This window comes from Marinifilum sp. N1E240, assembly GCF_009295825.1.
In the GTDB taxonomy this organism is placed as follows: Bacteria; Bacteroidota; Bacteroidia; order Bacteroidales; family Marinifilaceae; genus Marinifilum_A; species Marinifilum_A sediminis.
Genome location: NZ_WHKF01000001.1, coordinates 809815 through 833908, shown reverse-complemented (window position 1 = coordinate 833908; position 24094 = coordinate 809815). Strand labels below are relative to the sequence as shown.

Here is a 24094-nt window from a genome sequence, read left to right as displayed (position 1 = left end):
TGTGTCTAATTATTTAAAGGACGTACAAAATTGACATTCTTATGAATTTTAAAACAGAAGTAGAAGCTGCAAATTCATTGTATGAAGATTATCAAAACCTCATGACTGAGATTGGTAAAAAAATCTACGGTCAGGATGATATCATCAAAAAAGTACTGATTTCAATTTTCAGTAACGGACACTGCCTATTGGTAGGAGTTCCAGGATTAGCAAAAACACTACTTGTAAATTCTATTTCTCAGGTTTTAGATTTAAAATATCAAAGAATTCAGTTTACACCTGATTTAATGCCTTCGGATATCATCGGTACAGAAATTTTAAACAGTGAACGAAAATTCAACTTTTTAAAAGGACCGCTATTTGCCAATATCCTTCTTGCTGACGAGATTAACCGTACACCTCCTAAAACGCAATCTGCTTTATTGGAAGCTATGCAGGAGAAAAAGGTAACTGTTAATGGTAAAAATTATGAAATTGAAAAGCCATTTTTCGTTCTAGCAACACAAAATCCGATCGAACAAGAAGGTACTTATCCTTTACCAGAAGCTCAGTTAGATCGCTTCATGTTTAGTATATACCTGGATTACCCAAGTCCTGAAGATGAGCTTACAATTGTGGAAAACACTACTTCTGGCAAAGAAATTGTTTTAAATAAAATAATTTCAGGGGAAAAAATTTCATACTATCAAAAATTAGTACAAAAAGTACCAATTAATAAAAATGTATTGGAATATGCTGTAAATTTGTCGGCCAAATCGAGACCAAATACGGAGTATTCTCACCCTATAGCTAATAAGTATATTAACTGGGGGGCAGGACCAAGAGCATCACAATACTTGGTTATTGGTGCTAAAACCCATGCATTACTATCAGGAAAATATTCTCCTGATATTGATGATGTAAAAGCCGTAGCTATTGAGATACTACGACACAGAATCATGAAAAATTATAAAGCTGAAGCCGAAGGAGTCAGCTTAGAAGATATCATTAGCGAATTATTAAAGTAAATGCGAATGCCTAGTGTAGCAAAACAACACATATTATTAATCATCTTAACCGGATTCATCTGTTTATGTAGTATTCCAACTACTGCTCAGAAAAAATCCAAAGTTGATATTAAAAATTCAGATGATGGTTTGTTTTTAAGAAATGAAAAACCACCCAGAAATGTATTTTGGGGTAATGTATTTATCACACATGGTAATATTAAAATGTATTGCGATAGTGTAAATCAATATGATACCGAAAATAGAATTGAAGCCTTTGGTAAAGTACACATTATAAATGCTGATACCGTTCACATATATGGCGATTATCTAAAATACAATGGCAATACCAGGCTTGCCGAAATGCGTGACAATGTTAAACTAAAAAACAAATCAGTCACCATAACAACCGATTTTTTAGATTTTGACATGAACGAAAGTGTTGGTTACTATTTCAACCATGGTAAAATTGTTGACGCAACAAATATTCTTACCAGTAATATTGGAAGATATTACACAAAACAAGATATGTTGTTTTTTAAAGATACAGTTGAAGTACACAGTAACGATTACATCCTGTATTCCGACACATTAAAATACCATACCATTAGTAAAACTGCTTTTATCTTAGGTCCTACTACTATTGTGAGTGAAAACGAAACACTTTACTCTGAGGATGGATGGTACAATACCAACACAGGAATATCTCAATTTTTTAAAAATACAACACTAAATAGTAAGGAATATCAGATTAAAGGAGATAGTATCTATTTGGATAAAAACAACGAAACAGCCAGAGTTTTTGACAATGTAGAACTTAAAGATACCGTCAACAACATTATTTTAAGAGGTCATTTTTTGGAAACTTTTAGAAATACCGAAGAAGCATTAATGACCGACTCTGCCGTATTTATTCAAGTTGCGGAACAAGACTCGTTGTTTTTACATTCTGATACTCTCACAATTTCGAAAGACTCTGCAGATTTTGAATTAATCAAAGCATTTAATCATGTGAAATTCTTCAGACCTGATTTGCAAGGAAAATGTGATTCTTTGGTTTATAGTATGCAAGATTCAACCATTCGTTTATTTCAAGATCCTGTTTTATGGGCTCAAGGCAATCAAATGGTTGCAGATACCATTGGAATTCAAACGCAAAATCAAGCAATACGTTACCTTCATTTTAGAGGTTCGTCATTCTTAACCGCAAAAGAAGACAGTGTTTTTTACAATCAAATAAAAGGTAAAAACATGCTAGGTCATGTTAAGGATAACAAAATCTATCAATTAGACATTGATGGAAATGGTGAAACTCTTTACTATCCAAAAGATGACGAAGTATTATTAGGAATGAATGTTGCAAAAAGTAGCGATATAATCATTCTTATTCAGGAAAATAAGATTGATCAAATCAAATTTATTAAAAAGCCTGATGGCAACATGTACCCTTTGTTTGAAGTAGAAAAAGAAATGCTATTTCTAAAAGAATTTAAATGGTTTGAAGGTATTCAACCCAAATCGAAAGAGGATATTTTTATATGGAAAGAAATTCCACCCAAAAATGCACAAACAATATTAAAAGAATAAGGATACAAAAAATGGGGTTTTTAAAAAACCCCATTTTTTATTTTAGTATTCATCTTCGTTGAATAAAAAATCTCCTTTGCTAGGATAATCAGGCCATATATCTTCTATACTTTCAAAAATCTCCCCTTCTTCCTCAATTTCCTGCAAATTCTCGATCACCTCCAACGGAGCACCCGAGCGGATTGCATAATCAATCAACTCATCTTTGCTTGCCGGCCATGGCGCATCTTCAAGTTTCGTGGCTAATTCTAAAGTCCAGTACATAAGTTCAAAATATTTTTAGATTCCTTTATTCTGCGAATATAATTTTTTTTTCCGAATTTACAAGTCAGGTTCCCATTTAATTTCAGAAGCCCCAACATCCAGTAAAACCTTACGAGACAGGATAAACAGATAATCCGATAATCTATTTAAGTACTTCAATAATAAGGGATTTATGTCAATCTCTGCCGACAATTGATTGGCTCTGCGCTCCGCTCTTCGGCAAACGGTTCTGGCAACATGACAAAATCCATTCAATTGACTACCTCCTGGCAATACAAAATTATTTAAGGCTGGTAAACTTTCATCCATCCTGTCCATTTCCGATTCCAATAGTAAAATATCCTCTTCGGCGATGATTAATTTCTCTTTTAAATCTGATTTACTATCATCGGTTGCTAGACGAGAACCAATTAAAAACAGTTTATTTTGAACTGCACTTAAAACTTCTCTCGTTTTTGCCTCCAATTCATGCGATCTTATTAATCCTATATAAGAATTCAATTCGTCAACAGTACCATAAGCCTCTAAACGCAAATGATATTTTGGCACTCTGGTTCCGCCAATTAAGCCAGTTGTTCCAGAATCACCAGTTTTAGTATATACTTTAAATTTATCCATTATTTTATGCTTTGAGCTGATAATACAAGTTTTCTCAAACTGAATTATTTGAGCTATAACAAAGATAAAATTTTAAGCCAATTTGCAATGAATCAGAACCTGTACTTTCGTGTATAATTTTGCTTTTGCATCCCTTCTTTGGCAATCAATATTCCCATATGAAATAAATCAAATCCAACTCGATAATGCTCTTTTGCTCTCATCTTCAACCAAAAAGATTCTAGCCTTTCTGTCTTATACATGTTTAGAACAATCAAAAAACACTCGTTTGCTAAAATTTTGTTATCATTTTTTTCCAAATAGTTCAGTACCTCTGCGGATGTCGAATCGGATACAACTACAAAGTCGAATTTTGGCAATGAATCTTTAAGTTGATTGAAATTCAAGTTTTCCAAGTTTGAAATTTTCAATTCTTCATGTATAATTTGATCAAAAATACTCTTCAACCCCTCAGTCTTACCTACTTTTGTTATCTTATTTCTGGAATCAACTTTAGCCATATAACTGGCAGTGTATCCAAAATCAGATCCAAAATATACCGGAGTCTTCGCTTTGCTAAAATTCAATAATCTAAAAACCAATCGATCGATAGATTCCCCATCCTTTAGTCTTTTAATTTCCTGTTTAAATTTTAGATGAACCGATTTATCAGCACTTGTTATCTTAAGCTTGCTTTTTAATAACTCAATAGCCTTTTTTCGATGAAATTGTAATTTCGCAAATGCATAATAATGCAACTTTGCTTCTATCACACTTGTTATCAAATAAAAAGTATATGGTGAATGAATTCCAAAGCCTTTTCTGCGATACGCTTTTAAACGGTACAATCTCTTTTTTAATCGATATTGAATACGACTCATGTTCTTGTGTAGGTATATTTGGCGAATTTAATTGTAAATTTGAACTTCTTCAAATCATCCTACTAAACTCAGTAATGATTTGATCTAAATTTATAGAACTATTAGCATTTATCAATGTCAGAATTAGCAGGACTAGACATAAAATTTTTAACAGGAGTTGGTCCTAAAAGGGCAACAATATTAAATCAGGAACTTTCCATCTACAGTTACGAAGATTTACTGTATCATTTCCCATACAAATACATCGATAGAACCAAGTTTTATCAGATCAACGAAATTCATTCAAAATTACCTTACATACAGGTAAAAGGTAAGATAACAGATATAGAAGTAATTGGCGAGAAGCGCCAACAACGATTGGTTGCATATTTCTCGGATGGTAATGGCATTATGGAATTGGTATGGTTCAAGGGAATTAAATATATCAAAAACAGTCTTAAGCCTGATATAGAATATATTGTTTTTGGTAAGCCTTCGGAGTTTAATCGTAAGGTAAACATCGTGCATCCCGAAATTGAGGAAGTAGATAATAAGAAGGGGAAAATAAATGCATCCTTACAAGCTTTTTATCTCACTACCGAAAAAATGAAGAATAGTTTTTTGAATTCGAGAGCAATTCAAAAACTGCAAGAAAATGCACTTAAATCTGTTAATGGAAAAATACCGGAAACACTTCCTGCACCCTTACTAAAAAAATTAGGTTTAATTAATCTGCATGAAGCAATCCTCCAAATTCATTTCCCTCAAAATGCCGAGATTCTAAAAAAAGCACAATACAGATTGAAGTTTGAAGAGTTGTTTTACATACAACTCAACATCCTAAAAATGAAAATGAAGCGTAAAGTGCTTTATAAAGGTCATTTATTTGGGCAAATAGGAAAACATTTCAATCAATTCTATAAAAACAATTTACCTTTCGAATTAACTAACGCTCAAAAAAGAGTTATCAAGGAAATTAGAAAAGATGTTGGCTCTGGTAAACAGATGAATCGCCTACTGCAAGGTGACGTTGGAAGTGGTAAAACTATGGTTGGATTAATGTGTATGCTTATGGCTCTGGATAATGGTTGCCAGGCATGCCTGATGGCGCCGACCGAAATTTTAGCCACTCAACATCTTGAAAGTATCACTGAATTCCTTCAGGGAATGAATATTAATGTTGCCTTACTTACCGGATCAACTAAAGTTAAAGACAGAAGAAGAATTCATGAGGATCTAAAAAGTGGAGAATTACAAATACTAATTGGAACTCATGCACTACTGGAAGATGTGGTACAATTTCACAACTTAGGATTGGTCATTATCGATGAACAACATCGTTTCGGAGTAGCACAACGAGCTCGCTTGTGGAAAAAGAACAACATTCCTCCGCATGTTTTGGTAATGACAGCAACACCAATTCCAAGAACCCTGGCAATGACTCTTTATGGAGACTTAGAAGTTTCAGTTATCGATGAATTACCTCCTGGAAGAAAGCCAATACAAACGGTACATTATTTCGAGAACAGGCGCCGACAAGTTTATGAGTTCATGAAAAAACAGATCGACTTGGGCAGACAGATCTACCTGGTATACCCAATGATTAAGGAGTCTGAAAAGATGGATTACAAAAATCTAGAAGAAGGTTTCGAGAGCGTTGCGAATTTCTTTCCACCCGAAAAATATGGTATTAGTATGGTTCATGGTAAAATGAAACCTGCCGATAAGGAAGCTGAAATGCAAAAATTCGCTCAAGGCGAAACGAAAATAATGGTTGCTACCACTGTTATCGAAGTTGGTGTGAATGTTCCAAATGCATCTGTTATGGTAATAGAAAGTACCGAACGATTTGGTCTCTCTCAATTACATCAATTAAGAGGACGTGTTGGACGTGGTGCCGAACAATCCTATTGCATTCTTATGTCATCCTACAAAATATCGAACGAATCGCGTAAGCGTATGGAAACTATGGTTAGAACTAACGATGGATTCGAAATTGCTGAGGTAGATTTAAAACTGCGCGGTCCCGGAAATATTGAAGGTACGCAGCAAAGTGGAATTTCATATGACCTTAAAATTGCAAATCTGGGCAAGGATGGACAACTGCTACAATACGCCAGAGATGTCGCTCAGGAAATTTTAAATGACGACCCATTGTTAGATAAAGAGGAAAATTTCACTCTTGCCAAACAGGTAAAGCGATTGAGTAAAACCAAAATAAATTGGAGTGTAATAAGTTAACATTCACATAATTTAAAACTATATTTAATAATTAAAATAAAATAGGGTGTCCTAACAGTAATGCGGTACATACACATTAACCATTATCTTACTAAAATGAAAAAACTACTACTCCTTTCTATTCTGTCCTTATTCCTTTGTAAAGGGATCGTATTCGCTCAGGAAGACAATAATTTTTATGGATATGATAATTCTTTTGAGAATTTAAGTAATCCTGACTCCATCAGCCTATTTACAGGTGCATTTGCTTTCGCCAGAATTGGTGGTGAAAACTATGCTGGTGCAAGATTTCAACCTGAATTAAATTTGGGTAAAGTTGGCGTAGGATTCGATATCCCAGTCTATTTTAATCTCGAAAATGGAGATTTTTACAGTGATGAACTAAAAAGTGGATCTGGAATTCTTCGATTGATTAGTTACGTTCGCTATGGTCGCAAAAAGAAAGATCCAGTTTATGTAAAAATGGGTCAACTTCGTGGCGAAAGTATTGGTTACGGAAGTTTGCTAAACAACTATAATAACTCCCCAAGTTTCGAAAAACGTAAAGTTGGATTGAGCTACGATATCCGTATTAAGAAAGTAGTAGGGATCGAAGGAATGTATAGCGATTTTAATACCGAATCGTTTAATCTGTTTGCCATTCGACCATATGTTCGCCCATTTGGAGCAAGTGGTATTTCAGTAATTAAAACCCTTGATTTTGGCTTCACTTATATTAGTGATAAAGATCAAACCGACCGATTTGGTGAAAATACGGGTAAAAATGAATTCCTTTCAGATGGAATAAAAGCCTATGGTTTTGATATGGGAATGACTTTTATCAACTCCAGCTTTATCAACCTTACAGGATATGCTCATTTTAGTAAACTTTCTAAAGTAAAATCCGATTCTTTAATAGCGTATCATCAAAGTATCCCTCCTACACAAGGGTATGGAGCTGGAAAAGGAATGGGTTTAGGCTTAAATGCTAACATGAATGTAATTGGTAATTTCTTTCGTCTGAATTCTAGAATCGAGAGATTATGGTATACCGATAATTACATGCCTCAATTCTTCGATGCCCATTATGAAATAAACAAGGATACTAAAATTCTTGCGCTAGGCGATTCCAAAAACAAACAAGGTATTTATGGCTCCTTAACTGCATCAATCATGGATAAATTATTGGTTGGCGGAAATTTACTTTTACCCGATAATGTTAGTAAAGAAACGCCTGCTACTATGCAGTTGAATCTTAAAACAAAGGATTTATTCGATAAAATAATCATAGAAGGATATTACACAAAAGGAAATTTAGTAGATTTTAGCGATGCTTTCGAATTTGATGAAAACTCCTTAGCTCTAATGCGATTTGCCTATAAAATTAGCCCTATTTTGGTTACCGGTATTGACTATCGATGGACCTGGAATAAGCAAGATTCAGGAGAATATAAAGCTGACAACTCCGTTATGCCATACATTGCACTTCAATTCCAATTTTAATAACGTGTAGTATTTATAGGAACAACATAAAAGCACCTTATTCCATCAAATAAAAGAAATAAGGTGCTTCTTGTATTATAAAACTGAATATCTAGTCGTTTATTGATCCCTTTTAATTTTACTCATTATCAAGCACTAAACACTTCACAAGACCTATTAAATTGCTATAAATCCCTATAGATTTTAACAATCAACCAAGTTTAAATAGAAAAACATCTTTTCTAAACAGGTTGCTGAGAAGCAATAAATTATTCATTTTATTTAAAGACAGTCTAAATTACTACGATTGCATAAATAGCTCATAATAGCGATTTTTTTCTTGAATTGCCCAAACTAACTGTAACCAATAGAGATAGACTGAAAATTGTAATCTCTACTTTGCAAAAGTAAGGAACTCCCTCTATTTAAACACACTATAAATAGACTTTTGTCAGAATAGAATGTGGGCTAAAGTGTTATTTTTGTTGCGATGTGTTAAATAATATCTGTTCACAAACCATTTGAAACACAGATAATAACACTCAAAAAGTTCAATACCTAAAGGGAGTAAAAACATGAGTAATCCCAAACAAATTGATCACGAGGGAACCATTCTTGAAATAGAAGATGGTAAGATTACGGTTGGCATCGTAAATATGTCTGCCTGTGCTGGTTGTCATGCAAAAGGTGCTTGCACCATGTCTGATATGAAGGAAAAATCGATTGATGTTATTGATTACACAAACCGATTTACAATTGGAGAGAAAGTGAAACTTACCTATCAGGAATCTTTGGGTTGGTTTGCTTTGTTTCTGGCTTACGTTTTGCCATTTGTTTTGGTACTTCTTACTCTTTTCATTTCAACCGTAATTACAAATAACGAATTAATAAGCGGTCTGCTGGCTTTAGCCATCTTGCTTCCTTATTATATCATATTGTCCTTTTTTAAAGGGCGTCTTAAGAAAACGTTTTCATTTACAATCGAAAAAATCGTAAATATTTAATTCTATGAGCATTATAGCTATCACTATTCTGGCTTTGTGTGCGATTGGCGTTACAGCAGCTATCATACTGTACTTTGTAGCCCAAAAATTCAAAGTGTACGAAGATCCTCGAATCGACGAGGTAGAAGAAGCATTACCAGCCGCAAATTGCGGTGGATGCGGTTATCCCGGATGTAGAGGTTTTGCCGAAGCATTGGTAAAAGCCGACGACATTTCAAATTTTAACTGCCCTGTAGGTGGGGCGGCAGTAATGTCACATGTTGGTGCCCTTTTAGGACACGAGATCAAAGCAGCAGACCCAACTGTTGCAGTAGTTCGTTGTAACGGGACTTGTGAAAACCGTCCAAAAACCAATCAGTACGATGGAGCAACTTCATGTACTATTGCTGCATCACTTTACAGTGGTGAAACAGGTTGTCAGCACGGTTGTTTAGGTCTTGGCGAATGTGTTGATGCATGTAATTTCGATGCCATGTATATGGATAAGGAAACAGGTCTTCCAGTTATTATTGAAGACAAGTGTGTTTCTTGTGGTGCTTGTGTTAAAGCATGTCCAAACAACATTATCGAACTTCGCAAAAAAGGACCTAAGAGCCGCAGAATCTTTGTTTCCTGTGTAAACAAGGACAAAGGTGGAGTAGCTAAAAAAGCTTGCTCGGTAGCATGTATCGGATGTCGCAAGTGCGAAAAGGAATGTCCTTTCGATGCAATTACCGTTGAAAACAATTTGGCATATATCGATTACGACAAGTGTAAACTTTGTAGAAAGTGTGTTGTTGTTTGTCCTACAAATGCAATTCACGAATTAAATTTTCCACCACGTAAGGAAAAGCCAGCTGCAAAGCCAACACCTAAGACAGTTAAACCTGTTGCCAAAGTAGAAGTTAAAGCCGATAAAGCTCCAAAAACAGAGCCTAAAGCCAATAACTCAAAAGACGAAACATCTGATAACAAATAAATAGGAGGATAATCAGTGTTAAAAACATTTTCATTAGGAGGTATTCATCCAGCTGAAAACAAATTATCAGCAAATAGCGCAATCCAGGCATTGCCTATACCTCAAATGGTAAGTATTCCAATTTCTCAGCATATTGGTGCACCTGCCACTCCGATTGTAAAAAAGAACGACGAAGTTAAGGTTGGTCAATTAATTGCCAAATCATCAGGCTTCGTTTCAGCAAATATTCATTCATCTGTTTCGGGTACCGTTTTTAAGGTTGACGAAATAATGGATGCCAGCGGTTTCCGTCGTCAAGCAATCATCATTAAAGTTGATGGTGACGAATGGTTGGAAGATATCGACCGCAGCAAAAATTTGGTAAAAGAAATCAGCGCAAGCAAGGAAGAAATTGTAAAAAAAGTAGCCGATGCCGGTATTGTTGGACTTGGTGGTGCAACTTTCCCTGCTCATGTTAAACTAGCTGTTCCTCCGGGCAAAACTGCTGAAGTTTTAATCATCAACGCAGTTGAATGTGAGCCATACCTTACATCAGACCACAGAGTGATGTTGGAAAAAGGGGATGAAGTATTGGTAGGAACTCAAATATTAATGAAGGCTTTAGGTGTTAACAAAGCAATTATTGGTATTGAAAATAACAAACCTGATGCAATAGCTCACTTAAGCAAATTAGCAGTAAACTATCAGGGAATTGAGATCTGTCCATTAAAAACTCAATATCCTCAAGGTGGTGAAAAGCAATTGATATCTGCGACTATCAAACGTGAGGTTCCTTCGGGAGCGCTTCCGATTGAAGTTGGTGCCGTGGTTCAAAATGTTGGAACTGCTTTGGCGGTTTACGAAGCTGTTCAAAAAAACAAGCCTCTTTTCGAGCGAGTTGCAACCATTACTGGAAAATCATTACAAACTCCTTCGAACTGGATGTTCAGAATTGGAACACCTATAAAAGATTTGATAGATGCTGCAGGTGGTATGCCTGAAGATACAGGTAAAATTGTAGGTGGTGGTCCTATGATGGGTAAAGCACTGACAAGTGTTGATATACCTCTAACAAAAGGTAGTTCTGGTTTATTACTTCTTCCACGTGAAGAAACTGCTCGTAAAGCAACCAAGGCTTGTATCCGTTGTAGTAAATGTGTTTCTGTTTGTCCAATGGGATTGGAACCTTATTTACTTATGGTATGTGCTGATAAGAAAGATTACGAACGTTTGGAAAAAGATGCGGTTATGGACTGTATCGAATGTGGATCTTGTAGTTTTACTTGTCCTGCAAACCGTCCTTTATTGGATTACATCCGATTAGGAAAAGGAAAAGTTGGACAAATTATGAGAGCACGTAAATAATTAGCAATTATCATTGAGTATTTAATAATACTCATTCACACATTTACAAATAAACTAATTAACAAATAGATATGAACACCAAAGTACTTGTCGCACCATCTCCACATGTTCACAGTGGAGATTCCATACAAAAAAACATGTATGGAGTGGTATTTGCGATGCTTCCGGCGCTACTATTTTCGTTCTTTTACTTTGGATTAGGTGCACTAGTTGTTACCCTAACCGCCGTAGCATCATGTTATTTATTCGAATTTTTAATCTCCAAATATCTGCTTAAAACCGAACCAACAATTAACGATGGTTCAGCTTTAATAACTGGTATTCTTTTAGCATTTAACGTACCATCAAATCTTCCAATCTGGATTATTATAATTGGTGCATTGGTTGCCATTGGTATTGGTAAAATGACTTTTGGAGGATTAGGAAACAATTTATTCAATCCTGCATTGGTTGGACGTGTATTCCTTTTGATCTCATTCCCTGTACAAATGACCAGCTGGCCAAAACCTGCAGGTTTATCATCAGGTTATATCGATGTCGAAACCGGAGCTACTCCACTTGCCATTATTAAGGAGGGCTTAAAAAATGGTGAGCCATTATCTAAGCTAATGGGTGATATCCCATCAAATATGGATCTGTTTTTAGGTAACATGGGTGGTTCAATGGGTGAAATTGCTGGTGCAGCCTTAATCCTTGGATTAATATACATGCTAATTAAGAAAATCATCACCTGGCACATTCCTGTTTCTGTAATTGGAACGGTAGCTATTCTTTCTGGTATTCTAAATCTAGCTAGTCCTGAAGCTTATGCTGGTCCTTTATTCCACATCTTAACTGGTGGTTTACTATTGGGAGCAATTTTTATGGCAACAGATTACGTCACCTCTCCAATGTCTAACAAGGGGATGATTATTTACGGTATTGGTATTGGATTATTAACCGTTGTAATTCGTGTATTTGGAGCTTATCCTGAAGGTGTTTCATTTGCAATTCTTATTATGAATGCATTTGTTCCACTAATTAATGTGTATGTTAAACCTAAGCGTTTCGGCGAAAAAAGGAAATAATCATGGCTGGTAAAAAAGAATCTACATTTATAAATATGGTTCTTGTGTTATTCATTGTAACACTTGTAGCCTCGGCAGCCTTAGGTGGACTATACGAGTTAACCAAGGAGCCAATTGCAGCAGCTAAGCTTGCAAAAAAATTAAAAGCGATTAAAGCAGTCGTGCCTGAGTTCGATAACAACCCGAGTGACGAAATGTATTCAGTTGATATGCCTAGTGGCGATAAGCTTGAATTCTATCCTGCAAAGAAAGGGAACGAATTAGTTGGTACTGCTGTGAAAACGTATACAACCAATGGTTTCTCAGGATATATCTGGATTATGGTTGGCTTTAAACCTGATGGCAGCATTAATAATTACTCAGTATTGGAACACAAAGAAACTCCAGGTTTGGGTACTAAAATGGAACCTTGGTTTAAAACTATTGATCCTGCCAAATCTAAGTGCAGTATTTTAGGAAAAAACCCTGGTACTGCAAACTTAACGGTTAGTAAAGATGGTGGTGATGTTGATGCTATTACAGCGGCAACTATTAGTTCACGAGCTTTCTTGGAAGCTGTACAGACTGCATACAATGAGTACTCAAAACAAATGGAAGGAGGAACCAAGTAATGACTAATAAAGAAAATTTCTTAAAAGGCTTTTTTAAAGAAAATGCTGTTTTTACTCTATTGTTGGGTATGTGTCCTGCACTTGGAGTAACTTCTTCTGCTATCAATGGTTTGGGGATGGGATTAGCTACTACTTTCGTACTAATCATGTCTAACCTTGTTATTTCATTGGTAAGCTCTCAAATTCCTGATAAAGTAAAGATACCGTCATTTATTGTCATTATTGCATCCTTTGTAACAATGGTTGATTTGATTATGGCAGGTTATGTACCGGCGTTACACGAACAATTGGGCGTATTTATCCCCTTAATTGTTGTAAACTGTGTAGTATTAGGTCGCGCGGAAGCATTTGCTTCAAAAAACAAATTGGTTCCTTCAATCATCGATGGATTAAGTATGGGACTGGGTTTTGCAATGGCTTTAACCATGTTAGGTGCCGTTCGTGAATTTTTAGGTGCTGGTAAAATGTTTGGTATTACAATTTTTAGCGAAAATTACGGTATGTTGATTTTTGTATTGGCACCTGGAGCATTTATTGCGTTAGGATACTTAATTGCATTTATTAACAAACTGAGAAAAGCATAAGGAGAAAAACTATGGAATTTATTGTAATTATTATATCTGCGATATTTGTTAATAATGTAGTATTGATGCAATTCCTTGGAATTTGTCCTTTCCTCGGTGTTTCTAAAAAAGTATCTACTGCAGTTGGTATGACAGGAGCCGTTACCTTCGTTATGATTCTGGCGACTATTGTTACTTACCTGATTCAAAACTATATTCTAAATCCATATAACATTGGATTTATGCAAACCATAACCTTTATACTAGTAATTGCTTCTTTAGTGCAATTGGTAGAAATTATTTTGAAAAAGGTGAGTCCTGCACTATATCAAGCATTGGGAGTATTTCTTCCTTTGATTACGACAAACTGTGCAATTCTTGGTGTAGCCATTATGACCATTCAAAAAGATTACAACTTGCTTGAAGCTGTTGTTTTCTCTGGTGCTTCGGCAATTGGTTTTGGCTTGGCTCTTGTATTGTTTGCTGGTTTACGTGAACATCTTGATTTAGTTGAACTTCCTAAAGGTATGAAAGGTACTCCTGCAGCTCTTATTGTAGCTGGATTACTAGCAATGGCTTTTATGGGATTTTCCGGAATTGTATAAATCAAAATCAATTCATTATATTTCATAGGCAGCTCATTTAGAGCTGCCTTTTTTGTTGAATAAAACACTCTCTACGTAAGCAATAATAAGCCCTTAATCAAAAATCTTGTGTAAATCCATAAGATTAACTAACTTAGGAATGAAAGCAACTCAATGTGGCTCTAATCAACCACTAATTACACACTAAATAACACGTTGAAGCTAAATGCTAAATAAGTTAAAATTTCGTACACGAGTGCTTGCCGGATTCGGACTTATTCTACTGTTCACGGTATCATTCCTCGTCCTCTCTATTTTCCAGGTAAAAAACCTCCGAAAAGAATCAGAATTTATTTATACTCACACTTATAAGGTAAGTAATAGTGTTCGAGATATCAATACACATATCCAGATCATGGAAAGTGCCATGAAGGATATTTTGTTAGCCAACACTCAGGAAGAGTTCGATCAGGCCATTGATACCATTAATTTATACCACCTAAAGGTTGAAAATGAATTTGATACTGTTTTTAACAGATTTTTAGGCAATATAAGAGATGTAGGAGAAGCCCATCGTGCCTTTCTGGAATGGGAGGAAATAAGAAATGATATAATCGACCTAAAAGTTAGCGGAAAAGAATTAAGCGCTAAAAAAATGGTTGATGGTGAAGCTGCCGAGCACTTAAACAAGCTAAATCAGAAAACAAAGGTAATGACTGATTTTGCAGAGAGCAATGCCAATTTAAGCTATAAAGAAGCTACAGAAAAGCATCGCACCACTTTACTTTGGTTCACCATTGTTTCCGCTCTTATTATTGGGGTTAGTATTGCAATTACATTTATTGTTTCCGACAGTATTTCTCGTCCGATAAAAAAATACATTTACAAGGCTCAGGCAATATATCAGGGACATGGACACGGTTCAGGTAGAAGAATTAGCGAAGAAAACTTACTAAACCATTCTTTATCGGAATTAACTGAAACCTATACGAAGCTACAAAATGAAATAAGTGAACGTGAAAAAGGTGAGCAAACCATTCGTGAACAATATCAGGAAATTCATGAATATTCGGAGCAATTGAAAACCTTTAATGAGAAATTAGAAGAGCGTGTTGCCGAACGAACTACTGCCCTTGCTACCAGTGAGGAAAAATACAGAAATCTTATTAACGGAAGTACCGATATTATTTTGGTGAACGAATATTTGGGAGATGGAACTTCTAAATTAATTGAAGCCAATGATACAGCATGTATTCAATTGGGATATACAAGAAACGAAGTCTTGAACTTATCACTTGGCGATTTTATTGAAGATTTAAGTGAAGATTACGTTGTTGATTCTATCAAAAGATTAACAAGAGAAAAACAATTTACAAGTGAACAAGTTTTCGTTTCTAAATATGGTAAAAAAACGCCAATGGAAACCGTTAACCAACTTGTGACATTGCAAGGCAAACACGTGATATTATCAACAGCTCGTGATATTACAGAGAGAAAACATGCTCAACAAGCCATTGTTCAGAGTGAGCGTCGCTTGAAACAGATGATTTACAAATCTCCACTACCTGTAGTTATTACCGATGCCAATAGAGATATTGAATATTTTAACGACAAATTTATCGAGCAGTTCGGATATACATTAAATGATATCAGAACATCGGATGATTGGTACCAATCATGCTATCCAAATAAAGAGTATCGTGATTTGGTCAAAAAGACCTGGAGTGATGCTGCAGAAAAAGCCAAATTAGAAAATACAGATATAGAGAAACAAGAATTTCACATCACAACCAAATCTGGAGAAGTTAGACACTGTGAATTCTTTATGGTGCCTTTAGACACCTCCTCAATGATTATTATAAACGATATCACCACTATTATAAACACGCAACAAGAACTTGTTAAATCTAAGGAAAAGGCTGAAGAGAGTGATCGATTAAAATCGGCATTTCTGGCAAACATGTCGCATGAAATTCGAACACCAATGAATGGTATTATTGGTTTTGCCGACATGCTTCGAAAACCAGGTAAATCAGACGAGCAAAATAATGCTTATATCGATATTATTTACAAAAGCTCCAATCAACTTTTAAAAATTATCAATGATATTCTGGATATCTCGAAACTAGATGCCGGACAAACAATAGTTAAGGAAACTCAGTGTTCTCTCAATGTAATTCTGGATGAATTACACATGCAATTCAGTAAAGATAATATTGCTGACGATGAGATTGAATTTAGAGTCCTAAAATCCTTACCAAATGAAAAAACAATGGTCATTACTGAGGAGAGAAAACTCCGACAGGTTTTATCCAACCTCTTAAGTAATGCATTTAAATTTACCTCTGCCGGATCCATTGAATTTGGTTACAAATTAATTGAAGACGACTTCCTTGAATTCTATGTAAAAGATACTGGAATAGGTATCCAAAAAGAGAAGCAAGATATTATTTTTGAACGCTTCCGTCAGGTTGAAGAATCGTTTACCAGAAAATATGGTGGAACAGGTTTAGGACTTGCAATTTCGAAAGGATTCGTAGAGTTAATGGGTGGGAAAATTAGAATGGCTACAGTTGAAGATAAAGGAACTACATTCTTCTTTACAATTCCATATAAGCCTGTAGGAGGTGAAAATCTTCCCGAGAAAAAGAAGCAACAAAAGAAAGGCTACAAATGGGACGACAAACTAATTCTTGTAGTAGAAGATGACGAAACCAATTACAAATACATTGAAGCTGCTCTAAAGCCAACTAAAGTTAAAATACTACATACTATTTCGGGAAATAAAGCCATTGAATTAAGTTTAAGAAATCCAACTATCAATTTGGTTTTAATGGATCTAAGACTGCCTGATATAAATGGATTAGAAGCTACTCAGTCGATCAAGAAAATGAGATATAATTTGCCAATTATTGCCCAAACAGCTAATGCTTTCCGCGAAGACAGAAATAAGAGCATGGAAGCCGGATGTGATGATTTTATAGCTAAGCCTTTCGATGAGAAAAAACTTTTGGACACCATTAACAAATACTTTAAAAAAGGACGAAGAGGAGAAAAGGTAGAAGTTTAATTAGAAGAAAATGTATATAAATTAGTTGATTGCTCCTTACCTGCAAGTAAAACTTTGGCAATAAAATTCACTTGTAGACTTAACTCATTTTTCTGTTTAAGCTCTTTCAATAAATCGCCCGAAACCAATAATCTAGAATTGTAATTATTGCATAAACCTTGAATTCGTGATGCTGTATTAATGGCGTCGCCATGATAAGCAATCTCAGATTTTAATTCACCGACTTCGGCAACCATTACTTTGCCCGAATGTATTCCTGCTTTAAATACAGGAATCATACCATAATTCGTTTGATAATATTCCTTTTTCTTATCAATAGTTTCCAAAAAATCGTAAAATAATTTCACACATCTCAATTGTTCAATTCCCTTTTCTAATTTCCAGGTCAAAACAACCTCATCGCCCACAAATTGGTAGACCTCTGCATTATTCTTCATCACTGATGAAGAGATATCTTTAAAACAATCCTGTATCAATCTGCTGTATTTGAAATGCCCTAATTTTTCTGCATAATAAGTTGATGATTTCAAATCCATAAATAAAAAAATCCGCTCTTCTTCTTTAGGCTTATAGTATCTGCCTAATAAAAATTTAATTAGAATTCCCTTTCCTAGTTTCTTATCAATATCATGAAAAATTTCGATTAAAGTGCCAACAATAAAGAAATAGATTAATATTGTATAGAATAATTGTGAGTTATAAAGATCTATTAATTGAGAGAAGTTTTGTGGAAAATCAGAAAAAGTAAATAAACCTCCTAAATTATACATACTGTAAATTAGCAAATATGCACTTGAAATATTTACCAGAACACTAAGTAGTATTGATAGAAAAAAAAGAGGTATATGAGCTTTTAGTTTTTGAGCAATTTTGAAAATTGTCCCCCAAATAAAACCAGCAATTACGCCAGATAACATTGTACTATTAATATGCTCTAATTGCATAATTGACAGCGAACTATACTGATTCATCTGAAATGTCAGCAGAAAGAAGAATGCGATCATCCATGTTAGGGTGATCGTAAAATAATACCCTAAAATAGTACAAGGTTTTATACCAATCTTATTTTTCCCCATGCTGATTGATATATTCTACAAGCTCTTCAATCTCATTTTCTGTTGTTATCACATAATCCTGATTTACCTTCAATCTATAAAGATGGTTCTCCAACAATCGTAGATTATCATTCGTTTGTTCAATTAACTTTGATAAGGCAAATTGATACAAATTATTACGCTGATCTTTTTCGCTAACATCCATAATATCCTTATTAAGGAGTGACCGAATCAAAAATCGTTGCACCACCAACAATTCCATCCTACTGGTTGATTCGGTCACTTCCATCCCACTATTTTGCTAATTCTCCAATTGATTTTTGAAAGCTAACCTCTTTCAATTTGTAATTGATTTTGGAATCTATTAACTCACTATGAGCATTCTGCCAAAATGCTTGTGCATCTAAAAGTTCTGTGGTATTCGCTAAACCTTCGTAGAAACTATTTTGGGTCAACTCAACATTTTCATTTGCTTGATTCATTGAAACTTTAGCCAATTCTATTTGCTGCAAAGCTTCTTGTAAATTGAAATAACTTTGTTGAACTTCAAGTTTTATTAAGTCTTTTGTTCTATCCAATTCCAATTCTGTTTGCTTTGATCGAAATTTATCTGCTGCAACTTTATGCTTACGTTCCTGCCAATGAAAAATAGGAACTGATAAACTTGCCTTAACAGCAAACATCTTTGAAGATCCTATCAGATTCTCAATCTTACTTGTATATCCATATGATGCTCCAACACCCAATTGTGGAAGATAATCCGCACGTGTACTCTTAATTTGTTCCTTAGATATTTTCACCTGATTATCAAGCATTAACAATTCGGGTCGCTGCACTAATGCCTTTTGCATGTAATCCGCGTCAACATTATTTTGATCTATTGATATGGTAGTATCAATGGCTACAACATTTGTCATTATTTCTTTCCCAATTACTTGACAAAGTGCCATTTTAGATAAAACAAGTGCATTCTGAGCTCGAAATAAATCTAATTTTGCTTGATTTAATTGTACCTGCGCTTTTAACAGTTCATTTTTAGTAGTGATTTCCAATTCAAAAGCATTTTGAAGATCACGAACCAACGCTGATAACATTTTTGTGTACTTATCTGCTAAAACAACTTTCTCCTTAACCGATACTAAATTCCAGTATGCCTGATCAGTCTCTAGTAACACATCCGATGATTGTAAATCTTTGTTGTAAGAAGAAATTTGAGCTCCCATTTGGCTCATGTGATAGGAACTTCTTATTTTTCCGCCAAAATAAATTGGTTGAGAAACATTCAGATTTGCAGAATAGTAATCTATATTTCCCATTTTTATATCCAAACCTGGAAAATAAACATTGCTTGTACCAGAATAAATACCTTGTCTGGCTTCAGTCAAACTGTTTGCTGTTGGTAAAAACGATCCCGGCATTTTTAGATCATCAATATCATGATAAAAGTTATAGGATGCACTTGCTGAAAAATTTGGCAAAAAATGAGTGTAAGCGAATTTTACGTTCGCATTACTTTCCCCTATCATTTCATCGGCAATTTTTATTTTCTGATTGTATTCCAATGCCAAATTCCTACTCTCTTTTAAAGAGAGTTTTTCCTGACCTATTGCATGTGTTGTTATTAAAACACAAAGCAATAAACTATATATATTTTTCATTGATTTTCTCAAAACCGTTTATAAATCCATTATATTTTTTGTAGAAACTTTGTAAAATGTTGCGTATAGTACAGGAATAATTATTAGTGTAATTACCGAACCTATAAGTAAACCAAACATGATAGCAACTGCCATACCTCCAAATAATTCATCAGAAATCAATGGTATCATTCCTAAAATAGTTGTAAAAGATGCCATAATTACCGGTCGCATTCTCGACACTGCAGAATCAACAATAGCCATTAGCACATCCTTGCCTTCTTTAATTTCCAAATTGATTTGATCCAGAAGTACAACAGCATTTTTAATCATCATTCCCATCAATCCTAAAGTTCCAAGCACTGGCATAAATCCAAATGGTTTTCCGGTTAACCATAAGCCATAGCTTACACCAATAAAAGCCAAAGGAAGAATACTGAAAATAATTATTGGTTGTCTAAAATTATTGAATAGCATCATGATTATAATTACCATCAACAGGAATGCCAAAGGCAAAAATTTATTGATATTATTATTCGCATCTAAACTATCCTTATGCTCTCCAAGCCATTCAAAATCGTATCCCTCTGGCAAAGGAATTGCCTCAATCTTTTCGTGTATTTTTGAAAATACATCTGGAGCATTATAACCTTTGGCAGGATCACATTGAGCCATGATTGCTCTACGGCGATCGTAACGTAAAATCATTGGATCCTCAAATTCAATATCAATATCAGAAACCACCTGACGCAAAGGAATACTATTTGCAACATTGCCCCAAACCGGTGTATTCTCCAATGCTTCAATATAATTTTTCTTATTTGTTTTTGTTTTTAAAACAATTGGCAACATATCATCAGCCTGATAAAATAACCCAATTGTTAAACCATCCGTTGCACAAGCCAATGCGTTGGAAACATCCGAACGAGAAATATTCGTTAGGCGTGATTGAGCTTGAGAAAAATGCGGATTCCAAACCTTTACCTTATTTTTCCAATTGTTTGTTACTTTAACTGCAGTAGGTTCAGCAAGCATTATTTGCTCTGCTTGTTCTGATAAATCACGTAACACTTCCGGATCTGGACCCGAAAACTTTGCCTCGATCATATATTCAGCAAAAATTGGTGAATAGTACTTTACTCTGCAACGTGCCCAAGAATAATTTTCATCTACATATTTTTGCAACTCTTTACCAAATCGCTTTGTTGTCTCGTAATCTTTCGTATCAATAATCAGTTCTCCATAATTGGTTTTGTTTATTGTAAAAGGTCTGACCAATGTATACCGAGCTGGTGTAGCCCCTAAACTAGTTGTAACATTCAAAACTTCCTCTTGAGTTAATAAATAGCTTTCTAATTCGCTCAAATCTTTCTCAATATTTTCGATATCCGCTCCTGTAGGTAAATAATACTCTACAATAAACTGATTATATTCAAGGTTAGGCATAAACAGCTGCTTCACATTTTTAAACACAAAAATAGAAGACACGAAAACCAATATGGTTAAGCCTATAATAACTGATTTGTGACGCAAAGAGAATTTAACAAAATGACGAAATTTTTGATAAAATTGACCGGAATAAGGATCTGAGTTCTCATTCTCATCTTTGCTGTATTTTTTACCTCGAAGAAAAAGATGACAGAAATATGGAGTTTGAGTTAATGCCAAAATCCAACTAATAAAAAGAGAAATCGCAATGACCTGAAAAAGACTTGCACAAAATTCACCCGTGCTATCAGGTGACAAATAAATAGGTAAAAAGGCCAAAATCGCAACTAAGGTGGCTCCCAATAATGGCATGGCGGTTTGTTTAGTAGTATTGATCATTGCCTGATCACGACGAACACCTTTTTTCAGGTCAATCAAAATTCCATCCGCAATTACAATGGCATTATCAACTAGCATTCCCATTGCAATAATAATGGCTGCTAAACTTACCCTTTGCAATGCAATATCGAATCCTAACATTACGACAAAAGTGGCTAATATGGTAAATATAAGCCCGCTACCTATCAACAATCCAGTTCTAAATCCCATTGCTATTAATAATACTACCACAACAATTAAAACCGATTCTATTAAATTAACCATAAACTGGCTAATGGCAACACTTACTCTTTCTGGCTGATAAAAAACTCTATTTATATTTATACCTACAGGAATATTTGCTTTTAAAACATCAATTCTATTTTGAATACGTTCTCCTAACTCAATAACATTCCCACCTTTTTCCATAGCAATGGCCAAACCTATTGCAGGAACTTGGTTATATTTCATTTTGTTAGTATAAGGAGTTACATAATCCTTTTTAATACTAGCAATATCTTTAAGATATACAGAAGTTTCACCTCTTCCTGAAACCAATATATTCTTTAGATCTTCAAGCTCATGAAAACTTCCTTCCGAGGCGATTCGAACCCGATTACTTCCTACCTTAAAAGTCCCTGGATCAACTACTTTATTTTGACTATTTAAAATTTCAATAACTTTGTAGGGATGCACACCTAAAAATGCCATTTTCTCTTGCGACAATTCAATATTTACGCAAGCTCTTTGTTCTCCATATAATTCAATCCTCTTAACTCCATCAACCAATAAAAGTTCTCGTTTCATATAACGAGCATAATCCTGAATCTCATCGTCATGAAAACCATCTCCACTTAATGCGAGAAAAATACCATATACATCACCAAAATCATCTACGACCATTGGATGAGATGCATCTTGAGGTAAATAAGCACTAATATCATTTACTTTTCGACGTAAAATATCCCAAACTTGTGGCAGTTCTTTTGTTACAACAGAAGATTTAATATTCACTGTAATCTCAGAATATCCGGCTAAAGATCTTGATTCTATGAAGTCAATATTATCCATCGCCTGAATTGCAGTTTCCAGAATATCGGTTACCCTAAGCTCTACCTCATGAGGAGAAGCTCCAGGATAACTAGTCATAATCACTGCTTGTTTTACACTAATTTCAGCATCTTCAAGCTTTGACATATTTAAAAATGCACCAACCCCACCAAAAAGAATAGCTATTAAAACAAATAGCAATACTTTCCGCTGCTTTAAAACAGCTTCTGTAAAACTCATAACTGTCCTCCTATGTTCGAATTAGCTTTCTTACTTAACATTTTCACCTTTTGTCCCTCACGTAAACTATGAACACCTGCTGATACAATTAAATCACCATTTTTAATTCCACTCTCAATATTGATCATTCCATTAGAATCAAAATCTTTAAGGCGAACAACTTTCTCCTTCACACACATGTTTGTATTGTCGTAAATCCATACATACGACTTCCCTTTTTTATTAAACACAGCTTCTACAGGAACTTTACATGTGGTGCTGAAATTACTAGCCAACTTTGTTTCAATACTCGCCACCATACCTGGAACTATTTGAAATCCTTGACGATCAATTTCAAGTCTCATTCTAAAGAAATTATCACCGTTAGGTTTTTGCTCTATTTCAATTAGCTTTAAATCAAAATCAATACCTGGAAAATTTTCAAACTTTGCGGTATATCCAACAAATGATTTCTTTTGTAAAAAATCATTTTCACTTAATGAAACTGCAATCTCTAGACTATTTAAATCAAGCAATGACACAATAGGTTGACCAGCACCAACTTTCTCATAATTTTCAGCATACATAGCTTGTACATAACCCGAAAATGGAGCATAAATTTTGGTGTCTTTTAATGCATTTTCCGCAGCTGATTTCTGTGCTTTAGCCAACTTAAATACTGCTTGCATTTGATCAAAAACACTTTTCGAAGTACTTTTCTTTTGGTATAATACTGCATATCTCTCTGCCTGTAACTTTGCATTATCAAACTGAGCACATGCTGCTTCCAATTGCACAAGATAATCGCGCTCATTAACTGCTGCAATTAACTCTCCTTTTTTCACAAACTGTCCTTGATCTACATTTAAACCAACCAGAGGACCAGGGATTTGGAAAGCTAATTTTACCTCTCTGGATTCTTTTACCAATCCTGTAAATACTTTAACAGCTGAGTTTCCATTTGAATTGCCAACCTTAAAAATCTTGACCGGTTGAATCAGTTCTACTTTTGTATTCGGCTCTTTTTTGCACGAAATGAATCCTGTAGCAAAAATTCCTAACAGGAGCACTAATTTTGAGATTTTTTTTGTAGTCATTTCAAATTCTTTATGAACTATATAAGTTCATTT

At 34.7% G+C, this 24094-nt stretch carries 20 protein-coding genes; 12 read left to right on the top strand and 8 right to left on the bottom strand.

What is annotated here, in order from left to right:
• Positions 1–41 precede the first annotated feature (41 nt).
• Both GCQ56_RS03555 and GCQ56_RS03550 read left to right on the top strand, forming a co-directional pair.
• Entirely contained in the window at positions 42–1007 is a 966-nt protein-coding gene (locus GCQ56_RS03555; RefSeq protein WP_152733005.1) for a MoxR family ATPase, read from the top strand.
• A 6-nt stretch (positions 1008–1013) separates the two neighbouring features.
• Positions 1014–2573, top strand: a complete 1560-nt coding sequence (locus GCQ56_RS03550) for an OstA-like protein (protein ID WP_193323702.1) — start codon at positions 1014–1016, stop codon at positions 2571–2573.
• A 42-nt stretch (positions 2574–2615) separates the two neighbouring features.
• On the opposite strand, the gene GCQ56_RS03545 is transcribed toward GCQ56_RS03550, so the two are convergent.
• From GCQ56_RS03545 to GCQ56_RS03535, 3 genes are all read right to left on the bottom strand, one after another.
• The gene (locus GCQ56_RS03545) at positions 2616–2837 is read right to left on the bottom strand and encodes a DUF2795 domain-containing protein (protein WP_054714819.1); all 222 of its coding nucleotides are present in this window, start codon (positions 2835–2837) and stop codon (positions 2616–2618) included.
• Between the two features lie 57 nt (positions 2838–2894).
• On the bottom strand, positions 2895–3455 hold the full coding sequence (locus tag GCQ56_RS03540; protein ID WP_152733003.1) for a cob(I)yrinic acid a,c-diamide adenosyltransferase: 561 nt from the start codon (positions 3453–3455) through the stop codon (positions 2895–2897).
• 92 nt (positions 3456–3547) lie between these two features.
• Positions 3548–4315 (bottom strand): hypothetical protein, encoded by a 768-nt coding sequence (locus GCQ56_RS03535; protein ID WP_152733002.1) that lies wholly within the window; start codon positions 4313–4315, stop codon positions 3548–3550.
• A gap of 114 nt (positions 4316–4429) precedes the next feature.
• Between GCQ56_RS03535 and recG the strand changes: the two genes are divergently transcribed.
• The 10 genes from recG to GCQ56_RS03485 all read left to right on the top strand — a co-directional run bounded on the left by recG (position 4430) and on the right by GCQ56_RS03485 (position 17197).
• Positions 4430–6535, top strand: a complete 2106-nt coding sequence (gene recG / locus GCQ56_RS03530; protein WP_152733001.1) for an ATP-dependent DNA helicase RecG — start codon at positions 4430–4432, stop codon at positions 6533–6535.
• Between the two features lie 96 nt (positions 6536–6631).
• Complete coding sequence (locus GCQ56_RS03525) at positions 6632–8017, top strand: hypothetical protein (protein ID WP_152733000.1); 1386 nt, start codon at positions 6632–6634, stop codon at positions 8015–8017.
• A gap of 554 nt (positions 8018–8571) precedes the next feature.
• The gene (locus GCQ56_RS03520; RefSeq protein WP_152732999.1) at positions 8572–9000 is read left to right on the top strand and encodes a SoxR reducing system RseC family protein; all 429 of its coding nucleotides are present in this window, start codon (positions 8572–8574) and stop codon (positions 8998–9000) included.
• Between the two features lie 4 nt (positions 9001–9004).
• Complete coding sequence (locus tag GCQ56_RS03515; RefSeq protein WP_152732998.1) at positions 9005–9958, top strand: Fe-S cluster domain-containing protein; 954 nt, start codon at positions 9005–9007, stop codon at positions 9956–9958.
• A 15-nt stretch (positions 9959–9973) separates the two neighbouring features.
• The gene (rsxC, locus tag GCQ56_RS03510; RefSeq protein WP_299992887.1) at positions 9974–11302 is read left to right on the top strand and encodes an electron transport complex subunit RsxC; all 1329 of its coding nucleotides are present in this window, start codon (positions 9974–9976) and stop codon (positions 11300–11302) included.
• Between the two features lie 71 nt (positions 11303–11373).
• Positions 11374–12369 carry an RnfABCDGE type electron transport complex subunit D gene (locus GCQ56_RS03505; RefSeq protein WP_152732997.1) on the top strand — a complete coding sequence of 332 codons (996 nt, stop codon included), beginning with the start codon at positions 11374–11376 and terminating at the stop codon, positions 12367–12369.
• 2 nt (positions 12370–12371) lie between these two features.
• Positions 12372–12980, top strand: coding sequence for an RnfABCDGE type electron transport complex subunit G (locus GCQ56_RS03500; protein WP_152732996.1), 609 nt, complete (start codon positions 12372–12374; stop codon positions 12978–12980).
• Positions 12980–13564, top strand: coding sequence for an electron transport complex subunit RsxE (gene rsxE / locus GCQ56_RS03495; protein ID WP_152732995.1), 585 nt, complete (start codon positions 12980–12982; stop codon positions 13562–13564). Before GCQ56_RS03500 ends, rsxE begins: the two co-directional genes overlap by 1 nt.
• Before the next feature lie 11 nt (positions 13565–13575).
• Complete coding sequence (gene rsxA / locus GCQ56_RS03490; RefSeq protein ID WP_152732994.1) at positions 13576–14148, top strand: electron transport complex subunit RsxA; 573 nt, start codon at positions 13576–13578, stop codon at positions 14146–14148.
• A 205-nt stretch (positions 14149–14353) separates the two neighbouring features.
• A complete protein-coding gene (locus GCQ56_RS03485) occupies positions 14354–17197 on the top strand; it encodes an ATP-binding protein (RefSeq protein ID WP_152732993.1) in 2844 nt (947 codons plus the stop codon).
• On the opposite strand, the gene GCQ56_RS03480 is transcribed toward GCQ56_RS03485, so the two are convergent.
• Genes GCQ56_RS03480 through GCQ56_RS03460 form a run of 5 tightly spaced genes read right to left on the bottom strand, consistent with a single transcriptional unit; the run spans position 17194 to position 24061 of the window.
• Positions 17194–18273: an adenylate/guanylate cyclase domain-containing protein gene (locus GCQ56_RS03480; protein WP_152732992.1), complete on the bottom strand. Its 1080-nt coding sequence runs from the start codon at positions 18271–18273 to the stop codon at positions 17194–17196. The genes GCQ56_RS03485 and GCQ56_RS03480 overlap by 4 nt on opposite strands.
• The gene (locus tag GCQ56_RS03475) at positions 18260–18541 is read right to left on the bottom strand and encodes a hypothetical protein (protein ID WP_152732991.1); all 282 of its coding nucleotides are present in this window, start codon (positions 18539–18541) and stop codon (positions 18260–18262) included. The genes GCQ56_RS03480 and GCQ56_RS03475 overlap by 14 nt, the downstream gene beginning before the upstream one ends.
• 4 nt (positions 18542–18545) lie before the next feature.
• On the bottom strand, positions 18546–19910 hold the full coding sequence (locus GCQ56_RS03470; RefSeq protein WP_152732990.1) for a TolC family protein: 1365 nt from the start codon (positions 19908–19910) through the stop codon (positions 18546–18548).
• Between the two features lie 18 nt (positions 19911–19928).
• Positions 19929–22985 (bottom strand): efflux RND transporter permease subunit, encoded by a 3057-nt coding sequence (locus GCQ56_RS03465; protein WP_152732989.1) that lies wholly within the window; start codon positions 22983–22985, stop codon positions 19929–19931.
• Positions 22982–24061: an efflux RND transporter periplasmic adaptor subunit gene (locus GCQ56_RS03460; RefSeq protein ID WP_152732988.1), complete on the bottom strand. Its 1080-nt coding sequence runs from the start codon at positions 24059–24061 to the stop codon at positions 22982–22984. Before GCQ56_RS03460 ends, GCQ56_RS03465 begins: the two co-directional genes overlap by 4 nt.
• Positions 24062–24094 lie beyond the last annotated feature (33 nt).

What these genes read in the sequence shown, in the direction of transcription:
- GCQ56_RS03520 (WP_152732999.1), top strand. Translation starts at nt 8,572, where the DNA reads ATGAGTAATCCCAAACAAATTGATCACGAGGGAACCATTCTTGAAATA.
- GCQ56_RS03545 (WP_054714819.1), bottom strand. Translation starts at nt 2,837, where the DNA reads ATGTACTGGACTTTAGAATTAGCCACGAAACTTGAAGATGCGCCATGG.
- GCQ56_RS03480 (WP_152732992.1), bottom strand. Translation starts at nt 18,273, where the DNA reads ATGGGGAAAAATAAGATTGGTATAAAACCTTGTACTATTTTAGGGTAT.
- GCQ56_RS03555 (WP_152733005.1), top strand. Translation starts at nt 42, where the DNA reads ATGAATTTTAAAACAGAAGTAGAAGCTGCAAATTCATTGTATGAAGAT.
- GCQ56_RS03515 (WP_152732998.1), top strand. Translation starts at nt 9,005, where the DNA reads ATGAGCATTATAGCTATCACTATTCTGGCTTTGTGTGCGATTGGCGTT.
- rsxA (WP_152732994.1), top strand. Translation starts at nt 13,576, where the DNA reads ATGGAATTTATTGTAATTATTATATCTGCGATATTTGTTAATAATGTA.
- GCQ56_RS03470 (WP_152732990.1), bottom strand. Translation starts at nt 19,910, where the DNA reads ATGAAAAATATATATAGTTTATTGCTTTGTGTTTTAATAACAACACAT.
- GCQ56_RS03475 (WP_152732991.1), bottom strand. Translation starts at nt 18,541, where the DNA reads ATGGAAGTGACCGAATCAACCAGTAGGATGGAATTGTTGGTGGTGCAA.
- GCQ56_RS03460 (WP_152732988.1), bottom strand. Translation starts at nt 24,061, where the DNA reads ATGACTACAAAAAAAATCTCAAAATTAGTGCTCCTGTTAGGAATTTTT.
- GCQ56_RS03535 (WP_152733002.1), bottom strand. Translation starts at nt 4,315, where the DNA reads ATGAGTCGTATTCAATATCGATTAAAAAAGAGATTGTACCGTTTAAAA.
- GCQ56_RS03500 (WP_152732996.1), top strand. Translation starts at nt 12,372, where the DNA reads ATGGCTGGTAAAAAAGAATCTACATTTATAAATATGGTTCTTGTGTTA.
- GCQ56_RS03550 (WP_193323702.1), top strand. Translation starts at nt 1,014, where the DNA reads ATGCCTAGTGTAGCAAAACAACACATATTATTAATCATCTTAACCGGA.
- recG (WP_152733001.1), top strand. Translation starts at nt 4,430, where the DNA reads ATGTCAGAATTAGCAGGACTAGACATAAAATTTTTAACAGGAGTTGGT.
- GCQ56_RS03540 (WP_152733003.1), bottom strand. Translation starts at nt 3,455, where the DNA reads ATGGATAAATTTAAAGTATATACTAAAACTGGTGATTCTGGAACAACT.
- GCQ56_RS03465 (WP_152732989.1), bottom strand. Translation starts at nt 22,985, where the DNA reads ATGAGTTTTACAGAAGCTGTTTTAAAGCAGCGGAAAGTATTGCTATTT.
- rsxE (WP_152732995.1), top strand. Translation starts at nt 12,980, where the DNA reads ATGACTAATAAAGAAAATTTCTTAAAAGGCTTTTTTAAAGAAAATGCT.
- GCQ56_RS03485 (WP_152732993.1), top strand. Translation starts at nt 14,354, where the DNA reads ATGCTAAATAAGTTAAAATTTCGTACACGAGTGCTTGCCGGATTCGGA.
- GCQ56_RS03505 (WP_152732997.1), top strand. Translation starts at nt 11,374, where the DNA reads ATGAACACCAAAGTACTTGTCGCACCATCTCCACATGTTCACAGTGGA.
- GCQ56_RS03525 (WP_152733000.1), top strand. Translation starts at nt 6,632, where the DNA reads ATGAAAAAACTACTACTCCTTTCTATTCTGTCCTTATTCCTTTGTAAA.